The sequence below is a fragment of the Pseudomonas sp. CFBP13508 genome, assembly GCF_005233515.1.
GTDB classification, from domain to species: domain Bacteria; phylum Pseudomonadota; class Gammaproteobacteria; order Pseudomonadales; family Pseudomonadaceae; genus Aquipseudomonas; species Aquipseudomonas mercuritolerans.
Map to the genome: position 1 here is coordinate 288802 of NZ_QFZZ01000003.1, position 18610 is coordinate 307411.

The 18610-nt window shown below is 60.6% G+C and carries 18 protein-coding genes; 13 read left to right on the plus strand and 5 right to left on the minus strand.

The annotated features are described in order from the left end of the window. Window positions 1–4 precede the first annotated feature (4 nt). The 3 genes from PspCFBP13508_RS09700 to PspCFBP13508_RS09710 all read left to right on the plus strand — a co-directional run bounded on the left by PspCFBP13508_RS09700 (window position 5) and on the right by PspCFBP13508_RS09710 (window position 3890). The gene (locus PspCFBP13508_RS09700) at window positions 5–1348 is read left to right on the plus strand and encodes a pitrilysin family protein (RefSeq protein WP_137214316.1); all 1344 of its coding nucleotides are present in this window, start codon (window positions 5–7) and stop codon (window positions 1346–1348) included. Continuing rightward, window positions 1341–2813: a pitrilysin family protein gene (locus PspCFBP13508_RS09705; protein WP_130911988.1), complete on the plus strand. Its 1473-nt coding sequence runs from the start codon at window positions 1341–1343 to the stop codon at window positions 2811–2813. Before PspCFBP13508_RS09700 ends, PspCFBP13508_RS09705 begins: the two co-directional genes overlap by 8 nt. Window positions 2814–2882: 69 nt before the next feature. Beyond that, entirely contained in the window at window positions 2883–3890 is a 1008-nt protein-coding gene (locus PspCFBP13508_RS09710; protein WP_137214317.1) for a hydrolase, read from the plus strand. A gap of 252 nt (window positions 3891–4142) precedes the next feature. Here the strand turns inward: PspCFBP13508_RS09710 and PspCFBP13508_RS09720 are convergent, their stop codons facing one another. Beyond that, window positions 4143–4997 carry a sulfurtransferase gene (locus PspCFBP13508_RS09720; RefSeq protein ID WP_137214318.1) on the minus strand — a complete coding sequence of 285 codons (855 nt, stop codon included), beginning with the start codon at window positions 4995–4997 and terminating at the stop codon, window positions 4143–4145. 31 nt (window positions 4998–5028) lie between these two features. Continuing rightward, on the minus strand, window positions 5029–5700 hold the full coding sequence (locus PspCFBP13508_RS09725; RefSeq protein WP_016772708.1) for a TetR/AcrR family transcriptional regulator: 672 nt from the start codon (window positions 5698–5700) through the stop codon (window positions 5029–5031). A 147-nt stretch (window positions 5701–5847) separates the two neighbouring features. Here PspCFBP13508_RS09725 and PspCFBP13508_RS09730 point away from each other — a divergent pair, with 147 nt between their 5' ends. The 5 genes from PspCFBP13508_RS09730 (at window position 5848) to PspCFBP13508_RS09750 (ending at window position 10577) form a co-directional block, all read left to right on the plus strand. Next, window positions 5848–7278, plus strand: a complete 1431-nt coding sequence (locus tag PspCFBP13508_RS09730) for a coniferyl aldehyde dehydrogenase (RefSeq protein WP_137214319.1) — start codon at window positions 5848–5850, stop codon at window positions 7276–7278. A 29-nt stretch (window positions 7279–7307) separates the two neighbouring features. Then, a complete protein-coding gene (locus PspCFBP13508_RS09735; protein ID WP_137214320.1) occupies window positions 7308–7853 on the plus strand; it encodes a twin-arginine translocation pathway signal protein in 546 nt (181 codons plus the stop codon). A 134-nt stretch (window positions 7854–7987) separates the two neighbouring features. Then, the gene (locus tag PspCFBP13508_RS09740) at window positions 7988–9583 is read left to right on the plus strand and encodes a GMC family oxidoreductase (protein ID WP_137214321.1); all 1596 of its coding nucleotides are present in this window, start codon (window positions 7988–7990) and stop codon (window positions 9581–9583) included. Between the two features lie 115 nt (window positions 9584–9698). Beyond that, a complete protein-coding gene (coaD, locus tag PspCFBP13508_RS09745; RefSeq protein ID WP_003229157.1) occupies window positions 9699–10178 on the plus strand; it encodes a pantetheine-phosphate adenylyltransferase in 480 nt (159 codons plus the stop codon). Window positions 10179–10325: 147 nt separating this feature from the next. Beyond that, on the plus strand, window positions 10326–10577 hold the full coding sequence (locus tag PspCFBP13508_RS09750) for a YfhL family 4Fe-4S dicluster ferredoxin (RefSeq protein ID WP_003195146.1): 252 nt from the start codon (window positions 10326–10328) through the stop codon (window positions 10575–10577). 124 nt (window positions 10578–10701) lie between these two features. Here PspCFBP13508_RS09750 and PspCFBP13508_RS09755 read toward each other — a convergent pair whose 3' ends face one another. From PspCFBP13508_RS09755 to PspCFBP13508_RS09765, 3 genes are read right to left on the minus strand one after another with little or no spacing between them, the layout of a single operon-like run. Continuing rightward, a complete protein-coding gene (locus tag PspCFBP13508_RS09755; protein WP_130911240.1) occupies window positions 10702–11025 on the minus strand; it encodes a multidrug transporter in 324 nt (107 codons plus the stop codon). A gap of 56 nt (window positions 11026–11081) precedes the next feature. Then, window positions 11082–11894, minus strand: a complete 813-nt coding sequence (mutM, locus tag PspCFBP13508_RS09760) for a bifunctional DNA-formamidopyrimidine glycosylase/DNA-(apurinic or apyrimidinic site) lyase (RefSeq protein ID WP_016772703.1) — start codon at window positions 11892–11894, stop codon at window positions 11082–11084. A gap of 12 nt (window positions 11895–11906) precedes the next feature. Beyond that, window positions 11907–12719, minus strand: coding sequence for an HDOD domain-containing protein (locus PspCFBP13508_RS09765; protein ID WP_161984078.1), 813 nt, complete (start codon window positions 12717–12719; stop codon window positions 11907–11909). A 228-nt stretch (window positions 12720–12947) separates the two neighbouring features. On the opposite strand from PspCFBP13508_RS09765, the gene PspCFBP13508_RS09770 reads away from it, so the two are divergent. The 5 genes from PspCFBP13508_RS09770 to PspCFBP13508_RS09790 all read left to right on the plus strand — a co-directional run bounded on the left by PspCFBP13508_RS09770 (window position 12948) and on the right by PspCFBP13508_RS09790 (window position 18585). Next, complete coding sequence (locus PspCFBP13508_RS09770) at window positions 12948–13487, plus strand: type 1 glutamine amidotransferase domain-containing protein (protein WP_137214322.1); 540 nt, start codon at window positions 12948–12950, stop codon at window positions 13485–13487. A 178-nt stretch (window positions 13488–13665) separates the two neighbouring features. After that, the gene (locus PspCFBP13508_RS09775) at window positions 13666–14862 is read left to right on the plus strand and encodes a class I SAM-dependent rRNA methyltransferase (protein WP_137214323.1); all 1197 of its coding nucleotides are present in this window, start codon (window positions 13666–13668) and stop codon (window positions 14860–14862) included. A gap of 450 nt (window positions 14863–15312) precedes the next feature. Then, window positions 15313–16386 (plus strand): SagB family peptide dehydrogenase, encoded by a 1074-nt coding sequence (locus PspCFBP13508_RS09780; RefSeq protein WP_137214324.1) that lies wholly within the window; start codon window positions 15313–15315, stop codon window positions 16384–16386. Next, window positions 16383–17360: a diiron oxygenase gene (locus tag PspCFBP13508_RS09785; RefSeq protein ID WP_130911245.1), complete on the plus strand. Its 978-nt coding sequence runs from the start codon at window positions 16383–16385 to the stop codon at window positions 17358–17360. The genes PspCFBP13508_RS09780 and PspCFBP13508_RS09785 overlap by 4 nt, the downstream gene beginning before the upstream one ends. Beyond that, window positions 17353–18585: a multidrug effflux MFS transporter gene (locus PspCFBP13508_RS09790; protein WP_137214325.1), complete on the plus strand. Its 1233-nt coding sequence runs from the start codon at window positions 17353–17355 to the stop codon at window positions 18583–18585. The genes PspCFBP13508_RS09785 and PspCFBP13508_RS09790 overlap by 8 nt, the downstream gene beginning before the upstream one ends. Window positions 18586–18610: the final 25 nt, after the last annotated feature.

An 18610-nucleotide genomic window follows, 5' to 3' on the forward strand; every position in this document is an offset into this window, starting at 1 on the left:
GCGTATGGATACGCTCTGCAGCCGGATGCTGCTTTTTCTTGGCCTGGCGCCGTTCATGACGCTGGCCGCCACGCCCCCGCCGACTCATCAATTCACCCTGGAAAACGGTTTGCAGGTGTTGGTCCGTGAGGACCACCGCGCGCCGCTGGTTACTTCGCAGCTGTGGTTCAAGGTTGGCCCGGCTGACGAAGCGCCAGGGCAGACCGGGCTCTCCCACGTTCTGGAACATATGCTGTTCAAAGGCAGCAGCAAGACCTGCGCCGATGAAGCATCGCGGATTCTGGAATCCATTGGTGCCGAAGAAAGTGCTTTTACCTACGCGGATGCCACGAGCTACCAACAGACCCTGGCGCCGCGCTATCTGGGCGTCGTCTTCGAACTGATGGCCGACCTGATGTCGACCGCTCATCTGCATGCCGATGACCTGAGCACCGAAATGGCGGTGATCCGCGAAGAGCGCCATTTGCGTACTGACGACAATGTCAATGCTGCCGTTCTTGAGCACTTCTCTGCCCTGGCCCACTTCGCCAACAGCTACCGCACTCCAGTTATTGGCTGGATGCATGACTTGCAGCAGGTAGACGCCGGCGAACTTCGTCACTGGTATGAAAGCCGTTATGCACCAGGCAATGCCGTACTGGTGATCGTCGGCGACGTCACCCTCGCACAGGTGCAGCCGCTGGCCGAGCGCTATTTTGGCGTCCTTGCAAAACGCTCCGTGCCGCGCCTGCCAAGTCCCGTGGAACTGAAAGTGCCGGGCGAGCGCCAATTGACCTTGCACCGCGAAGTCCCCGCCGCGCAGTTGCTGATGGCGTTCAATGTTCCCGGACTGGCCACTGCGAAAGATCCGCGCACCGTGCACGCCTTGCGTCTGATCAACGCGATACTGGGCGGCGCCAACGGCGCGCGGCTGCAACAGAAGCTGATGTTTACCGATCGCGTGTTCAATCGCATCGACACCGTTTACAACCAAATGACGCGCGGCGACAGCCTGTTGCTGTTGACCGCCGAATTGGCCGATCCACCGCTGACCGATCTGGCAGGTGCGCAAGCGCGGGTGTGGGCGCAGATCGATGCGTTGCGCACCACGCCGCCGTCGCTGGAGGAGCTGGAGCGGGCACGTACGCAACTGATCGCGCAGCAGGTGTATGCCAGCGATTCGATACAGCAACAGGCCCGTCAGCTCGCCTCGTACCCGACCATCGGCTTGCCCTGGCGCCTGCTGGATGATGATGCCGAAACGTTGGCGAAAGTGACGCCGGAGCAGATTCGCGACGCGGCCGCCCTCTGGCTGACCCGCGAGCGTCTGGGTGTTGCCCACGTGCACAAGGCGGCCGCCAATGAATAGTCTTTCACTGCTCACAGGATTCGTGCTGATCTGCCTGACCGCAGCGGCTTGCGCTGATGGCCAGCCTGCGCAGAAGCGGACCTCACGCCTGCAATCGCTCGGTGAAGTCAAAGCGCTGGAAATCAAACCGCGTGCATTGAAGATCAGAGGCTGGAAAACCCGCAACGATACCAAGGTGCTGTTCGTACGCACGACCGACCTGCCGATGTTCGATATTCACGTCAGCTTCGCGGCGGGCAGTGCTCGGGACGGTGATCGGTCGGGCCTGGCAGCCACGACATTTTCCCTGCTCAACGAGGGGGTACCGGGCAAGGACCTGTCCGCCGTCATGGCAACCTTCGACGGGCTGGGCGCGCAATGGGATATGGAAATCGATCATGACCGCGCCATGTTCTCCTTGCGCAGCCTCAGTGATCCGGCAAAACGCCTGCCGGCCATCAGCCTGCTGACACAAATTCTCAGCGAGCCACTGTTGAGCGAGGAGCGCCTGGCGCCGGTCAAGCACGAACTGCGCGCCGCGCTCTCCGCGGAGCAAGCCGAAGCCGGTTATCAGGCTTTGCAACGAGTCAAGACATTGCTGGCGCCGGACAGCCCTTACAGTCTCCCGGTCTACGGCACCGAGTCGGGGCTCAGTGCCGTGACGCGTGCTCACGTGGAGGATTTCCACCGCCGCTATTACGCTGCCCGCCATGCGCAAATCACTCTGGTCGGCGATCTCACTGTGGCGCAGGCGCAGGCGATCAGCCTGCAAATCAGCGATGCCCTGCCCACGCCACCCGACGCGTTTTTGGCTTCAGCGACTGCCAGCCCGAGCGCCTTACAGACCGGCCACCTCGAATTGGCGCAGCAGCAGCAGACACACATCGTTTTCGCCCAGACCAGCGTACCGCGTCGCCATGCCGATCATGCCGCCCTGTACGCCGCCGGTCAGATTCTCGGTGGTGGCAGCAACAACCGTCTGATGAACGAATTGCGGCACAAGCGCGGTAGGGTCTATGACGTCTACGGCGCCAACATCAATTGGGCCGGCGGCGCTGGATTAGTGACCTTCACCTTGCAGACCGGCAATTCAGTCAGCGCTGGCACCGCCGCGCTGGTGCGCGACATGCTCAATGAGTTTCTCCGGGATGGGCCGACCACGCTGGAGCTGGAGCATCTCAAGCGCAGGCTGGCCAACAGGAACGTGCTGGACAGCGCCAGTAATCGGCAGATTCTCGCCAGACTAGTGGAAATCAACCGCTACGACCTGCCGCTCGATCTCGATTACACAGTGCAGCAGGTGCTCAGACTGACAGTGGCCGATGTTAAAAACGCGATGGACCGGCATCTTTCGGCAGATCGCTGGGTGTCGGTCACCGCAGGTGCCACTGTCGAACAGCAGCCATTACCTGAGCCAGAGGCTGCACCGGTCAGCGAGGCTGATGAGAGCATGTGTCGCGCCGACACCGGCTTTGTGGCAAGTTAGGCGCTTCATTGAGAAGCGGCTGGCGCACCGGGCGCCTGCCGCTTTACGCAAGACCTGTCGAGATTTGCCGTGCAACCACCGTCCGCGCTTCCTGCCTCCCGCTTCGTTCCGGCTTTCGGCCTCGGCAATCCGCACCTGCAAACCCTCTGGGGTCCTTTGTGGCGCAAGACCGTGCACATCGAGCGCGAACGCGAACGCCTGTGGCTCGAGGACGGCGACTTCCTCGACCTCGACTGGCACGGCCCGCACAGTGCCGAGGCGCCGTTGGTGCTGGTACTGCACGGTTTGACCGGCTCATCCAATTCGCCCTACGTGGCGGGCATTCAGAAGACGTTGGCCGAGCAGGGCTGGGCCAGCGTCGCGCTGAACTGGCGCGGTTGTTCCGGCGAGCCGAATCTGTTGCCGCGCAGCTACCACTCCGGCGCCAGCGAAGACCTTGCCGAAGCCATCCAGCACCTGCGCGCGAAACGCCCGTTGGCACCTTTGTATGCGGTCGGCTATTCACTGGGCGGCAACGTGCTGCTTAAACATCTGGGTGAAACTGGTAGCAATAGCGGCTTGCTCGGCGCGGTGGCAGTCTCGGTGCCGTTTCGCCTCGATCAATGCGCCGATCGCATCGGCCAGGGATTTTCGCGGGTTTATCAGGCGCATTTCATGCGTGAGATGGTTGCCTACATCAAGAACAAGCAGCGCCAGTTCCAGCATGACGGGCGCGAAGACGGCCTGGCGAAACTGGCCGCGCTGGGTTCGCTGGAGAACATGCGCACATTCTGGGATTTCGATGGCCGGGTCACCGCGCCGCTGCATGGCTTCAATGATGCCGAGGATTACTACCGCCGCGCCTCGAGCCGCTACTACCTCGGCGAAATCCGCACGCCGACGCTGATCATTCAGGCGGCGGACGATCCTTTCGTATTTCCCCACAGCTTGCCGCAGGCCGATGAGTTGTCAGCCTGCACCCAATTCGAATTGCAAACGCGTGGTGGTCATGTCGGTTTCGTCGACGGCTCGGTGCGCAGGCCCGGGTATTACCTGGAGCGGCGTATCCCGCAATGGCTGGCCGCACTCGGTCATTGAGCACCGCATATTCCTTGCAGGAGTGAGCCTGCTCGCGATGACGGTGTGTCAGTCTGGAGATTCAATGCCTGACAGGACGCCTTCGCGAGCAGGCTCGCTCCCACAGGGATTTGTGTCGGCATGAAAATGCATGGCACAACCTGGTTCAATGTGGGAGCGAGCCTGCTCGCGAAAGCGGTGAGTCAGTTGGCATTTAACTCACAGACATACCGCCATCGCGAGCAGGCTCACTCCTACAGGAGATCGCTGTGTTTATTCGCCGGTGGCAATGCCGCGCGACGGTTCGTTGATCCACTCGCTCCACGATCCGGCATACAGCGCCCCCAGCGGATAACCGGCCAGGCACAGTGCGAACAGGTTATGACACGCCGTCACTCCGGAGCCGCAGTAGGCGACCAGTTCCGACGGTGAGCGATCGCCCAGTTTCGCGGCAAAGCGCTGGTTGAGCTGCTCTGCCGGCAAAAACCGTCCATCACTGCCGAGGTTGTCGGTGAACGCCGCACACTGCGCGCCGGGAATATGCCCGGCCACTGGATCGATCGGTTCCACTTCGCCCTTGAAGCGCGGCAAGGCGCGGGCGTCGAGCAGGGTCAGGGTTGGCTGGCCGAGGCGCTGCTGCAATTGCTCGGCGCTGAGCAACAGGCTCATGTCCGGCTGACCACTGAAGTTACCCGGCGTCACGCTAGGCGGATCCAGACTCAGCGGCAGGCCAGCCGCGTGCCAGGCCTTGAGCCCGCCGTCGAGAATGAACACGCCGTCGCGCTTGCCCAGCCATGCCAGCAACCACCAAGCCCGCGCCGCATATGCACCCGGGCCGTCGTCATACAAAACCACATCGCTGTCGTTGCTGATGCCCCAGGCTTGCAGGCGTTCGATCAGCGCCGCCGGCTCGGGCAACGGATGACGCCCGGTCACGCCCTTCTCGACTTTACCGCTCAGATCACGTTCCAGATCGGCGAAACTCGCTCCGGCAATGTGCCCTTCGGCGTAGCTGCGCTGACCGTAATCCGGATCTTCTAGGGCAAAACGACAATCGAGAATCACCAGCCCCGGCTGCTCTTTGCGAGCGTCCAAAGCTTGTGGGCTGATCAACTGCGCAATCGACATAACGGGCTCCTGTGGAATTCGGCTGAACGGTTTATTTCACGTCTTCAAGGGCCTGCGCCAGCGGCACGTAGAACTCGTCGAACAATGCGTTGACCTCATCCCGCGCCTGATCGGTGACGAACCCCGCTTCCAGCACCAACACCTGATACACGCCACGCTTAACGGCCTGTTCGCTGAGGTGGTTGGAGTTTTCCCGCGTGGTGCACAGAAAACGCACCCACGAGGTAAGGATGATCCAGGCGTTGAGGGTCAGCGATTCGATCTGCACGCGATCCATTTTCAGAATGCCGGCGGCGACAAAACCTTCGTAGATTGCGGCCCCCTGGATCACGCAGCGCTGGGAAAAGCGCCGATAACGCGCGGCCAGCTCCGCATCGCTGTCGAGCAAATGCTCGAGGTCGCGATGCAGAAAGCGGTAGCGCCACATGGCCGAAAGCAGTTCCTTCAAATAGAACCGCTTGTCTTCGACGGTCGCCGGACGGCCCTGGGGCGGACGCAAAAAGCTGTCCACCAGGGCTTCGTACTCACTGAACAACACGGCGATGATCGCCTGCTTGTTGGGGAAGTGGTAGTACAGATTGCCCGGAGAAATCTCCATGTGCGCGGCGATGTGATTGGTGCTGACGCTGCGCTCGCCCTGCTGATTGAACAGCTCCAGGCTGTTCTGAACGATGCGCTCGCTGGTTTTTATTCGTGGGGCCATGGCTTGAGCTTTAATTCAGAGTGCGTTGACGGCGCATCTTACGACCTAACCGGAAGTGGATAAAACACTGACGTGCGCGGAAGTCGTTTGACTTTCTAGAGCATAGACTCTAAAAAGTGCCCACTACAATAAAATCCGGAGCCTGCGATGACTGCCGACATTGCCTACCTGCAAACGCTGCAACAGCCTCTTGAAACCCTCGATCGGCAGTTCCAGGCACAACGGGCCGCGTACGCCGCCAACCCGATGCCACCGGCCGCACAGCGGCAACAATGGCTCAAGGCTTTGCGCGATCTGCTCAGCGCTGAGCGGCAGGCATTGATCGACGCGATCAGCGCCGATTTCAGTCACCGCAGCGCCGACGAAACCCTGCTCGCCGAGCTGATGCCGAGCCTGCACGGCATTCACTACGCCAGTCGTCACCTGAAAAACTGGATGAAGCCCTCGCGGCGCAAGGTCGGCGTGGCGTTCCAGCCTGCTTCGGCGAAGGTGGTTTATCAGCCGCTGGGCGTGGTCGGCGTGATCGTGCCGTGGAACTACCCGCTGTATCTGGCCGTGGGGCCGATGGTCGGCGCCCTGGCTGCCGGCAATCGGGTGATGCTCAAGCTCAGCGAATCGACCCCGGCTACCGGCCTGCTGCTCAAAGAACTGCTGGCGCGGATCTTTCCCGAAGACTTGGTTTGCGTGGTGCTGGGCGAAGCGGATGTCGGCGTGGCGTTCTCACGCCTGCCTTTAGATCACCTGCTGTTCACAGGCTCCACCAGCGTCGGCAAACACGTCATGCGCGCTGCCGCGGAAAACCTGACGCCAGTAACGCTGGAGCTGGGCGGCAAGTCCCCAGCCATTGTCTCCAGCGACGTGCCGCTCAAGGACGCCGCCGAACGCATCGCCTTCGGCAAAACCCTCAACGCCGGGCAGACCTGCGTCGCGCCCGACTATGTGCTGGTGCCGGAAGACCGCGTCGGCGCTTTCGTGGAAGCGTATCGCCAGGCCGTGAAAGGCTTCTACCCGACCCTGGCCGACAACGCCGACTACACCGCGATTATCAATGAGCGCCAACTGGCCCGGCTCAACAGTTATGTCAGCGACGCGACCAGCAAGGGCGCGCTGCTGATCCCGCTGTTCGAGCAAGGCCAGGGCCGACGCATGCCACACAGCGTGCTGCTCAATGTCAGCGATGAGATGACCGTGATGCAGGACGAAATCTTCGGCCCGTTGCTGCCAATCGTGCCTTACCGCGATCTGGAGCAGGCATTCGCTTACATCAATCAGCGGCCTCGTCCTCTGGCTCTTTACTACTTTGGCTACGACAAACGCGAACAGCATCGCGTACTGCACGAGACCCATTCCGGCGGCGTATGCCTGAACGACACTTTGTTGCATGTCGCTCAGGACGACATGCCCTTCGGTGGCATCGGTCCCTCGGGCATGGGCCATTACCACGGCCACGAAGGTTTCCTGACGTTCAGCAAGGCCAAGGGCGTGCTGATCAAACAGCGCTTCAACGCGGCCCGGCTGATCTACCCGCCCTACGGCAGATCGATTCAGAAACTGATTCAGAAGCTGTTCATTCGCTAAACGTTCGTCGACGCCGGGTAATAACAACAATGCACCCAAGCCTGACCGAAACACCTGCCCTGTCGCGCCGTGGCCTGCTGAAATTCAGCCTCGGCGCCAGCGCGTTTCTCGCCACCGCCGGCCTTGGCGCCAGCCTCACTGGCTGCTCGTCGGGCGTCAGCGCCAACGGCTTTGTCGTTTTGCGCGACGGCGATCTGCTGTTCCTGCGCGCGCTGATCCCGGTGATGCTCGACGGCGCCGTTGCCGCCGGGGAAATGCCCGCAGCGGTCGACGGCACGCTGAAGTCACTGGATTACAGCCTCGACCACCTGTCGCCGGAAATGCTCAAGCTCACTCGGCAACTGTTCGACGTGCTGGGCATGGCCGTGACACGTGGCCCGCTCACCGGCATCTGGGGCAGTTGGGAAAACGCCAGCCCTGAAGCGATGCGGCATTTCCTCGAACGCTGGGAGAACAGTTCACTGAGCTTGCTGCGCATGGGCCATAGCTCATTGCAGCAGATGGTGATGATGGCCTGGTACACCCGCGCCGAGTCCTGGGCTCATTGCGGTTATCCCGGGCCGCCGAAGGTCTGAAACCGGGGCGCGGCCTTCGCGAGCAGGCTCGCTCCCACAGGAAACTACATCTCAGAATGTGGGAGCGAGCCTGCTCGCGAAGGGGCCAGCCGCCACACACACCCGCATCCAGAATAATAAAGAGAACCTGACCGATGCCCGTACCCGATCCCTTCCGCGAAGGCCTCGCCCGAGGCTGGAAAACCTACAACGGCGCGCAACTGAGCGACGACCTCACCCTTGAAGCCGACGTGGCGATCATCGGCAGTGGCGCCGGTGGCGGCACCACGGCGGAAATCCTCAGCGCAGCCGGTTATAAAGTCCTGCTGATCGAAGAAGGCCCGCTGAAGACCAGTTCGGATTTCAAACTGCTCGAAGACGAGGCCTACAGCAGCCTCTATCAGGAAGGCATCGGGCGCATGAGCAAGGACGGCGCGATCACGATCCTGCAGGGCCGCGCGGTCGGCGGCACGACGCTGATCAACTGGACCTCGAGCTTCCGCACGCCCGAGCCGACCCTCGAACACTGGGCCAGCGAGCACAACGTCAAAGGCCATAGCCCAGCAGAGATGGCGCCGTGGTTCGAAAAAATGGAGCAGCGCCTCGGGGTCGCGCCGTGGATGGTGCCGCCCAATGCCAACAACGATGTGATCCGCAAAGGCTGCGAGCAACTCGGCTACAGCTGGCACGTGATCCCGCGCAACGTTCGCGGTTGCTGGAATCTCGGCTATTGCGGCATGGGCTGCCCGAGCAACGCCAAGCAATCGATGATGGTCACGACCATCCCGGCGACGCTGGAAAAGGGCGGCGAGCTGCTGTATCTGGCGCGGGTGGAGAAACTGCTGATCAGTGGCGACAAGGTTACCGGGCTGCATTGCGTGGCGATGGACGAACGCTGCGTCGAGCCGACCGGGCGCAGCATCAGCGTCAAGGCGCGGCATTACGTGCTGGCCGGCGGCGGCATCAACAGCCCGGCGCTGTTGCTGCGCTCCGACGTGCCGGATCCGCATGAGCGCGTGGGCAAGCGCACCTTTCTGCACCCGGTGAACATGTCCGCCGCGCGTTTCGCCGAGGTGGTCAATCCGTTCTACGGCGCGCCGCAGTCGATCTATTCCGACCATTTTCAATGGAAGGACGGCACCACCGGGCCGATGGCGTTCAAGCTCGAAGTGCCGCCGCTGCACCCGGCGCTGGCGGCCACGCTGCTGGGTGGTTTCGGCAAGGAAAACGCCCAGCATATGGCCGACCTGCCGCACACCCACGCGATGCTGGCGCTGCTGCGCGATGGCTTCCACCCGGACAGCAGCGGTGGCTCGGTGGAGCTGCGCGGTGATGGCTCGCCGGTGCTCGACTATCAGGTTTCGCAATACGCATGGGACGGTTTGCGCCGGGCCTTTCACGTCATGGCCGAAATTCAGTTCGCCGGCGGCGCGCAATCGGTGATGCCGATGCACGCCGACGGCCGCTATGTGAAGACACTGGCCGAGGCGCGCTCAATGATCGATGGACTGAGCCTGGAGCTGTACCGCACGCGACTGGGCAGTGCCCACGTGATGGGTGGTTGTGCAATGGGTGAAGATCCGCAAAGCGCGGTCGCTGACAGCCTCGGTCGCCATCATCAACTGCGCAATCTGTCGATTCACGACGGCTCGCTGTTCCCCACCAGCATCGGCGCCAACCCGCAGCTGTCGGTGTATGGCCTCACCGCGCAACTGGCGACAGCCTTGGCTGATCGGCTGAACAACCCATGAAAAAGCAGAATATTCCTATCGTCTATAGTGCTTTCTTATCCAACAGGCGACTTGGCCGACCGGGAAGGCTGCGATACCATCCGACTCCCCAACGGACTCCCGCCAGGACGACGCGATGAACCGAGTGTTGTACCCAGGTACCTTCGACCCTATTACCAAGGGCCATGGCGATCTGGTCGAACGCGCCTCGCGCCTGTTCGATCACGTGATCATTGCGGTCGCCGCCAGCCCGAAAAAGAACCCGCTGTTCCCGCTGGAACAACGGGTCGAACTGGCTCGCGAGGTCACCAAACACCTGCCTAACGTGGAAGTGGTCGGTTTCTCGACGCTGCTCGCGCATTTCGCCAAAGAGCAGAACGCCAATGTGTTCCTGCGTGGTCTGCGCGCGGTGTCGGACTTCGAATACGAATTCCAGCTGGCCAACATGAACCGCCAACTGGCGCCGGATGTGGAGAGCCTGTTTCTCACGCCGTCGGAGCGTTATTCGTTCATTTCCTCGACGCTGGTGCGGGAGATTGCCGCGCTGGGCGGCGATATCAGCAAGTTCGTCCACCCGGCCGTGGCCGACGCGCTGACCCTGCGCTTCAAGAAGTAGGAACTGCCGAAGGCTGCGATCCTTTCGTTTTTGATCGCAGCCAAAGAGAGCCCTTGATCGCCCCCGCGTGCACTGCGCTCGCCAATGCGGCACAATTGCGCGCATTGATTTATAGCGCCCGGGCCTGCCGCCCCGGCTGGAGTTAGCATGTCCCTGATCATCACCGACGATTGCATCAACTGCGACGTCTGCGAACCTGAGTGCCCGAACGCCGCCATTTCCCAAGGCGAAGAGATCTACGTGATCGACCCGAACCTGTGCACCCAGTGCGTCGGCCACTACGACGAGCCGCAGTGCCAGCAGGTCTGCCCGGTGGATTGCATTCCACTGGACGAAGCCCATCCGGAGACTGAAGAACAGTTGATGGAGAAGTACCGCAAGATCACCGGCAAGGCCTGATCTCTTCAGCCCTGTACCGCCCTCTTCGCGAGCAAGCTCGCTCCCACATTTGCAATGCATTCCCCTGTGGGAGCGAGCCTGCTCGCGAATGGGCCATCAGCCACACCACTGAAACCCGATCAGCTCACTCGCGCTGCTCAAACCCCTCCCCTGTACACCCCAGACACCGCACAAACGCCGCTTTCGCCGGGTCGACCACCAGCGCCTGACCGGCATCGCCAACACCGCCGCCCAGTGCGGTAAACGGCAACGACACCACGAACGCCCCCGCACCGATCACCGTGGCCACCACCAGCAAGGGCCGGGCAATCAGCAGGTCGCCGAGCATGGCGTAGGCCGGAGGATTCTGGATGGTGTAACGCGGATCACCGCTGCCGGTTTCCGAGGCCTGAACAGCCAGGCAGGAACTCAGCAGCAGACTGACGAAAAGGACTTGCAGAACTTTCATGGCACGATCCTTCGGGCTGCGCAGTGAGACTTCTCACTATAGACCCAAGGATTTTTTCAGGTCTGGCAGCGCGGGCAAAACACGCTGGCGCGCTGACCGAGCTTCACTTCGCGCAGGCCGGTGCCGCAGACCTTGCAATGCTGACCGCCGCGGCCGTAGACAAACAGTTCCTGCTGGAAGTATCCCGGCTGACCGTCACCGCCAATGAAATCGCGCAACGTCGTGCCGCCACGCTCGATGGCGGCGGCGAGGATGCGTTTGATCTCGATTGCCAGTTTCAAGTAACGCCCGCGGGAGATGCCCCCGGCTTCGCGGCGCGGATCGATGCCGGCGGCGAACAGCGCTTCGGTCGCATAGATATTGCCGACCCCGACCACCACCGCGTTGTCCATGATGAACGGCTTGACCGCCATCGAGCGCCCACGTGACAGCTGGAACAGGCGCTCGCCATCGAACAGATCGGTCAGCGGCTCCGGCCCGAGGCGAATCAACAGTTCGTGATTGAGCGGGTCGTTGCTCCACAGCATCGCACCGAAGCGTCGCGGGTCGGTGTAGCGCAGGGCCAGTCCCGATTCCAGTTCAATGTCGACGTGTTCGTGCTTCAACGCCGGCAACCCGGCCTCGACCAGGCGCAGATTGCCGGACATGCCCAGATGGCTGATCAGCGTGCCGATCTCGGCGTTGATCAAAAGGTACTTGGCGCGGCGCTCGACCAGCACGATGCGCTGCCCGGACAAACGCACATCGAGGTCTTCGGGGATCGGCCAGCGCAGGCGCCGGTCGCGGACGATGACCCGGCTGACCCGCTGGCCTTCCAGGTGCGGGGCAATTCCGCGACGGGTGGTTTCGACTTCCGGCAGTTCAGGCATGGTGTCCTCGGATCAATGCGCGCCGAGGTCGCGAATCGTTTGTTTGAGTGTTTCGAAGTCGTAGTCCGACAGACCGACGTAATCGAGCACCAGCGGGCCAACCGCATTCCACTCGAAATCCTCGCTCTGGTTGCCCAGCACCCGGTAGGAGGCGCAGATGTGCTCGGCCATTTTCAGAATCGCCAGCAAGTTTTTCAGCTGGCTGTTTTTCGACGATTCGTCGCTGAAAATCGCCAGCGCGTTGTGGTGATTGGCGATGGCGGCGCTGACATGCTCCGGCAGGCGCCAGGACTTGGCCGTGTAATAACCGACCACGGCGTGGTTGGTGTTGAACACACGGTTTTCCGTATCGACCACGCGGCATTCCGGGCTGGCGCTGGCGTAGGCCTCTTCCAGCACGGTCATGTAATTGGGGAAACGCTGCAGCATCAACGGCACGCCGCAATCGTGGAACAGGCCCAACGCATAGGCTTCGTCACCGGCCTGGGTGCCGATGCGCTTGGCCAGGGTCAGGCAGGTCATCGCCACATCCTGCGCGGTGTCCCAGAAACGGTTGAGGGTGACGATGGTGTCATCGTTCATCTCGCCCTTGATCGACTGCGCGTTGATCAGGTTGATGATCGAGCGGCTGCCCAACAGGTTCACCGCACGCTGGATCGAGGTGATCTTGTTGCTCAGGCCGTAATACGGCGAGTTGACGATTTTCAGCAGCGCGCCGGACAGACCGGGATCCTGGGAGATCAGTTTGGCGATAACCTCCAGGTCCGGGTCGGGCATGTACTGCTCCATTTGCAGATCCACCATGATCTGCGGTTGCGCCGGCACACTGATGCCTTGCAGCGATTGTTGAATCTGTTCGGTGGTCAGCTCTTGGGACATAAGTACACACTCTGGGACAGGCGGCGATTCTAACCGCTGAAACGGCAGGGCGACACACCGATGGGCACATCGCCGGAACTTTCATCTGTGCACAGGCTTCGGACTCTGTAGGGCGCATCGGACCTCAATGATCCGCTGCGATGGCAAAATCTCCACAGACTCAGGAGCTTACCGATGGCAACTTCCCTCAATGGCAAACGCGTCGCTATTTTGGTTACCGATGGTTTCGAACAGGTCGAAATGACCGGCCCCAAGGATGCCCTCGAGCAGGCCGGCGTGCAGGTCGATATCCTGTCGGCCGAGGCCGGCACCGTCAAAGGCTGGAACCATGACAAACCGGCCGACGACTTCCCCGTCACCAACACCTTCCAGGCTGTGAGCGTCGATCAATACGATGCCGTGCTGCTGCCCGGCGGTGTGCAGAATTCCGACACCATCCGTATCGATCAGGATGCTCAGCATCTGGTCAAGACTGCCGCTTCGGCGGGCAAGCCGATTGCCGTGATCTGCCACGGCAGCTGGTTGCTGATCTCGGCGGGACTGGTCAACGGCAAGACCATGACCAGCTACAAAACGGTCAAGGACGATCTGGTCAATGCCGGTGCGAACTGGGTCGATCAGGAAGTGGTCAAGGACGGCAACCTGATCAGCAGCCGCCAGCCGGATGATGTGCCGGCGTTCAGCCAGGCCCTGATTGACGCACTGGCTGCATAAGAGCTGAAATCGCTTTCGCGAGCAGGCTCGCTCCCACAGGTGAATGCATTCCAAGTGTGGGAGTGTGGGAGTGTGGGAGCGAGCCTGCTCGCGAAGGGGCCATCCGCTTTTCATCGCAGGCCAGACCGGAGCACGCCTCAACACGCTATACTCCCGCTCTTTTTTCCGGAGCGACGTCATGTCCCTGCCTAGCCTGCGCCTCAAAGCCAACGCCGACCGTCGCCTGCGCAACGGCCACTTGTGGGTTTACAGCAACGAAATCGACGTGGCCGCCACGCCTCTGCACGGCTTCAAGGCCGGCGATCAGGCGGTGCTCGAAGCCGCTGGCGGCAAGCCGTTGGGCATCGTCGCCATGAGCCCGAACAACCTGATCTGCGCGCGCCTGCTGTCGCGCGACATCAAACTGGCACTGGACAAGTCGCTGCTGGTGCATCGCCTGAATGTCGCACTTTCGTTGCGCGAGCGTCTGTTCGACAAGCCGTTCTATCGTCTGGTCTACGGCGACTCCGACCTGCTGCCGGGTCTGGTGGTCGATCGTTTCGGCGACATCATCGTGGTGCAGATCGCCTCGGCGACCATGGAAGCGCATAAAGACGACGTGATCGCCGCGTTGACCCAGGTGCTCAAGCCAAGCGGCATTCTGTTCAAGAACGACTCCGCCGCCCGCGACGCCGAAGGCCTCAACCGTTACGTCGAAACCGTGTTCGGTCTGGTGCCGGAATGGGTCGCGCTGGAAGAGAACGGCGTCAAGTTCGAAGCGCCGGTCATTCAAGGCCAGAAAACCGGCTGGTTCTACGACCACCGCATGAACCGCGCACGCCTGGCACCTTACGCCAAAGGCAAACGCGTGCTCGACCTCTATAGCTACATCGGTGGCTGGGGCGTGCAGGCCGCTGCGTTCGGCGCCAGCGAAGTGTTCTGCGTCGATGCCTCTGCGTTCGCCCTTGACGGTGTCGAGCGCAACGCTGCACTGAACGGCTTCGCGGACAAGATGACCTGCATCGAAGGCGATGTCTTCGAAGCCTTGAAGGAACTCAAAGCCAGCGAAGAACGTTTCGACGTAATCGTTGCCGATCCGCCGGCCTTCATCAAACGCAAGAAAGACATGAAGAACGGCGAAGGCGCCTACCGTCGTCTGAACGAGCAAGCCATGCGCCTGCTGACCAAGGACGGCATTCTGGTCAGTGCTTCGTGCTCCATGCACCTGCCGGAAGACGATCTGCAGAACATCCTGCTGACCAGCGCCCGTCATCTGGACCGCAATATCCAGATGCTCGAGCGTGGCGGCCAGGGTCCGGATCATCCGGTGCATCCGGCCATTGCTGAAACCCGCTATATCAAAAGCATCACCTGCCGTCTGCTGCCCAATAGCTGATTGCGGTTGAACACGGGGAGCCACAGGCTCCCCGTTTCATTTGCGACGCCCTTCCCTCGCTTATTCACACTCACCATGAGTGCTTGAAACTTTTCCTACAATAATTTCCGTCGGCTTTGCAGGACGTTTCTTTGTGTCCGCTATTTATGGAAAATTAACCTACACAATAAGTCATTAGCACAAGATCACTCCGACAAAATTACTGGAATATTCCTACTTAATATCCTCTTGCCAATATTCGATTACAAACTATTATGAAGTTGTCGCCATGAAGCGACTTCAACTTTCTATGAACAAGGAGTTCACATCATGAAAACCATTTATCTGGAAACAAATAAAATCGCCAACCTCGCCTTTCTAGTTGCAGCCAACGTACGTTAAGTAAGTCTGGACGCCGCAGAATGCCGGCACTGCGGCGTCCTTCAGACTACTCCTGAGTGACCTGAACAAATGTATATCAATCCTTTTCTATTTATATTGCCGCGCCCACCTGGCCAAGTTGTGTGGAATTACAAAAACCACACTCAACACGAGCTTGGCCTTGAATACTCCAATCGCCTTGCGAAACTTATAGACAACCCTGACCTTTTTGACCCAGACAACATAATAGACAAACAACTTCTGGACGCAGACATTCTAACCATTGCAAAAATAGACAGCCCGGAATGGGGTTGGGATGAACTATCCAGGATCTATCACATCGGCACACAAAATATTCCTTGTGAGTATATTCCACAGAACATTCACGAGTGGTCGAGGCAATATCTGGCGCATTGCAGCGAAGTGCTGGCAAAGCCGGAACCTCCACACTCCAGGTCGCCGCAGCCTGTGGAGGCGCTCATCTCCCTGCCTAAGCCGGGAGCGATGGACGATGACAGCCTGACTCGGGCATTGCTCAAGCGCAAAACCTGCCGTTCCTACACCGGTGCGGCGGTGACACTGGACGAGGTGGGCAAGCTGCTGTATTTCACCCTCGGCTATCTGCCACCGCGCGAAAATGCCCACGATGATCCTGTCGCGCCAGGACTCGAGGCCCGCCGAAGCTGCCCGTCCGGTGGCGGACTGAATGCCTGTGAGGGCTTTCTTCTGGCGCAGAATGTCAGCGGGCTGGAACCCGGCGTCTACGCTTACCACCCTGCCGAACACGCTCTGAGTCGGATCAATGCGCTGCCCGATCCGCAACTGGGTCAATTGCTCGGTGGCCAGCATTTCATCAATAACCTGCCGCTGGGCGTCTTCATTACTGCAAGGTTTGATCGTCTCTGGTGGAAGTACGAGCACTCACGCGCCTACCGCATGGCATTCATCGAGGCCGGCCATCTCTCGCAGACATTTCAACTGGTCGCAACAACGCTGGGGCTCAACACCTGGCTGACCGGCGCGTTCGCCGACGCGCAGGTTGAAACCCTGCTCGGCATCGCGGGCAGCGCCGAGCAACCGTTGTTCTTCGTCGGCTGCGGAGAAAGCGATGGCCAGGCCATGTGCCAGGAAATGCGTGATCTGCTGAGCGGGGTAGCGTCATGATTTCCCCGACGATGGATGAGAGCGAAGCGCCGGTTTCATGGTCGCTCAAATTTACCCTTCCAGACTGGGACAACCGTGCATCGGTGCGCTGCAGTACCCATGACTATCGACTACCAGGCGATGTCGAGCAGCAACTGCAGACACGCTACTGGTTCCCCCCGGCGTTTCTGCCCTATCTGACGCACCCGGCCATTCAGGCCAAGGGTCGGGACACCCTGCATCGCCTGACGGCCAATCATCTGGTGTACTTCCTCGACTACACCACCCTGCTTGAACACCGCATCGTCAACCGCGCAGTGGAAGTCATCGTGCATCGCGAACTGCCCATCTACATTCCGCTGCCGATGAAACATGCAGCGCTGCAGCTGTATACCGACGAGGGCTATCACGCGTTGTTTTCCAACCAGATTGCCGAGCAGATCGCCGCGTTCTACAGCATCACCCGGCGCCCCGTCATTCCGAGGCGGATCACCCGCATGAACGCCTTGATCGCGCGCACGCCGGAGAAGAACCGCGCACTGGCCTGGTTCCTGCTTGGGTTCGTTTCGGAAACGATCATTGCCCGTGAGTTGCTGGAGGCCTGCCGCGATACTTTGGTCAGCAGCGTGAACGACATGTTGCGCGATCACCTGGCCGACGAAGCCAGGCACAGCCGCTATTTCGCCGAAGCTTTCCATTATTTCTGGATCGCGATGAACAGTCGCCAGCGGTTGTTCGCCAGCAAGACGCTGGTGGAGATCATTTCGATTTTCTTTGAAGCCGATGAAAGCTGGCTGCAACAAAGCCTGCGCTCGGCCGGTATTGCCGATAGCGACGCGCTTGAGATTGTCGCCGGCATGACCACGATGCAGGCCAGGCGCGCCCGCGCCCGTGCTGGCTCCAGGCCCACGCTTGAAGCCCTGCACAAAGCGGGTTTTTTTGCACTGCCCCATAACCGGACACTTTTCGCCAAGGCAGGATTGATCGATGGATAAACACAACCCTGTAGTTACCCGTCGACAACAGCGTGCAGCCGTCAGCCTGCTGCTGGCGATGACCCTGCTTGGCGTGTTTCCACTGGATGTGCTGCTGCCTTCCTTTCCGGCATTGGCAGCACATTTTGGCCGATCGCCAAACGACATCGCCCTGTCGATCAGTCTGTTTGCCGTGGGCATCGCATTTGCCCAGCTATTGATCGGCCCGTTGTCCGATGTGATCGGGCGCAAAGGTCTGCTGCTTGCCGGCATGAGCGTGTCGCTGCTCGGCGCGCTTGGCTGCGCGCTGAGCAATGACTACACGCTGTTCCTGATTTTCCGGGTGATGCAGGCACTGGGATGCGGTTGTTTCGTGCTGTCCCAGGCTCTGGTGCAGGATCTGTTCGAAGGCAACGAGCGCGATCGCCTGCGAATCCTGATGGTCACCGCAACAGGCATCTTCATTTCGGTATCGCCACTGGCGGGTACGTTTCTGCAAGCCACGCTCGGCTGGCGCGGCAGCTTCTGGGTCTTCATCGCCCTGGCCGCAGCAGTTCTGATCAAGACCTGGCGATTGCTCGATAACAGCCGTCCTCCTCATGATCCCAGCCGCCTTGGCTTCCTCCAGTCCTATCAGCGCGTCCTGAGCAATTTCGAATTTGTCGGCTGTTGGCTGATTTCCGCCTTCGCTTTCGCCTGCCACTTTTCCTTCATTGTCATTTCGCCGCTGATCTTCATGGAGCAGCTGCAGATGGCACCTTACGATTTCGCCTTGATCCTGCTGATCTACGGCGCCGCCTATGTCTTCGGCGGCGTGTTCGCCAGCGTGCTGAATCGGCATATCAATGCGCAACAGCAGATTCTCACCGGGCTGAGTCTGATCCTGCTCTCGGGGCTGGTGATGCTCTATCTGGCGGCCAATCATGATCTGTCAGCGGCGACGGTGCTGATTCCGATGCTGATCTGCACGGTGGGCACGACCATTTCACGGCCACCGGCCACCTCCCGCGCCATGAGCCTGTTTGCCGAAAATGCCGGCGCATCGGCGTCCGCTGGCAGCACCATCATCTTTATCTGTGGCGGGCTGGTCAGCGCCTTGATCAGCCTCGGCCCGGCCAACCTGCAGGCGACATTGGGTTACGGCTTCGTGGTGTTGAGCGGCGTATCGCTGTTGCTCAACAGCGTGATAGGCCGTCGCGTCAGCAACCTGCGCAGCAATCCGGTGATGCCGGGAGGCGACCACTGATCCTGCCAGTCGTCATCCCGCGTGC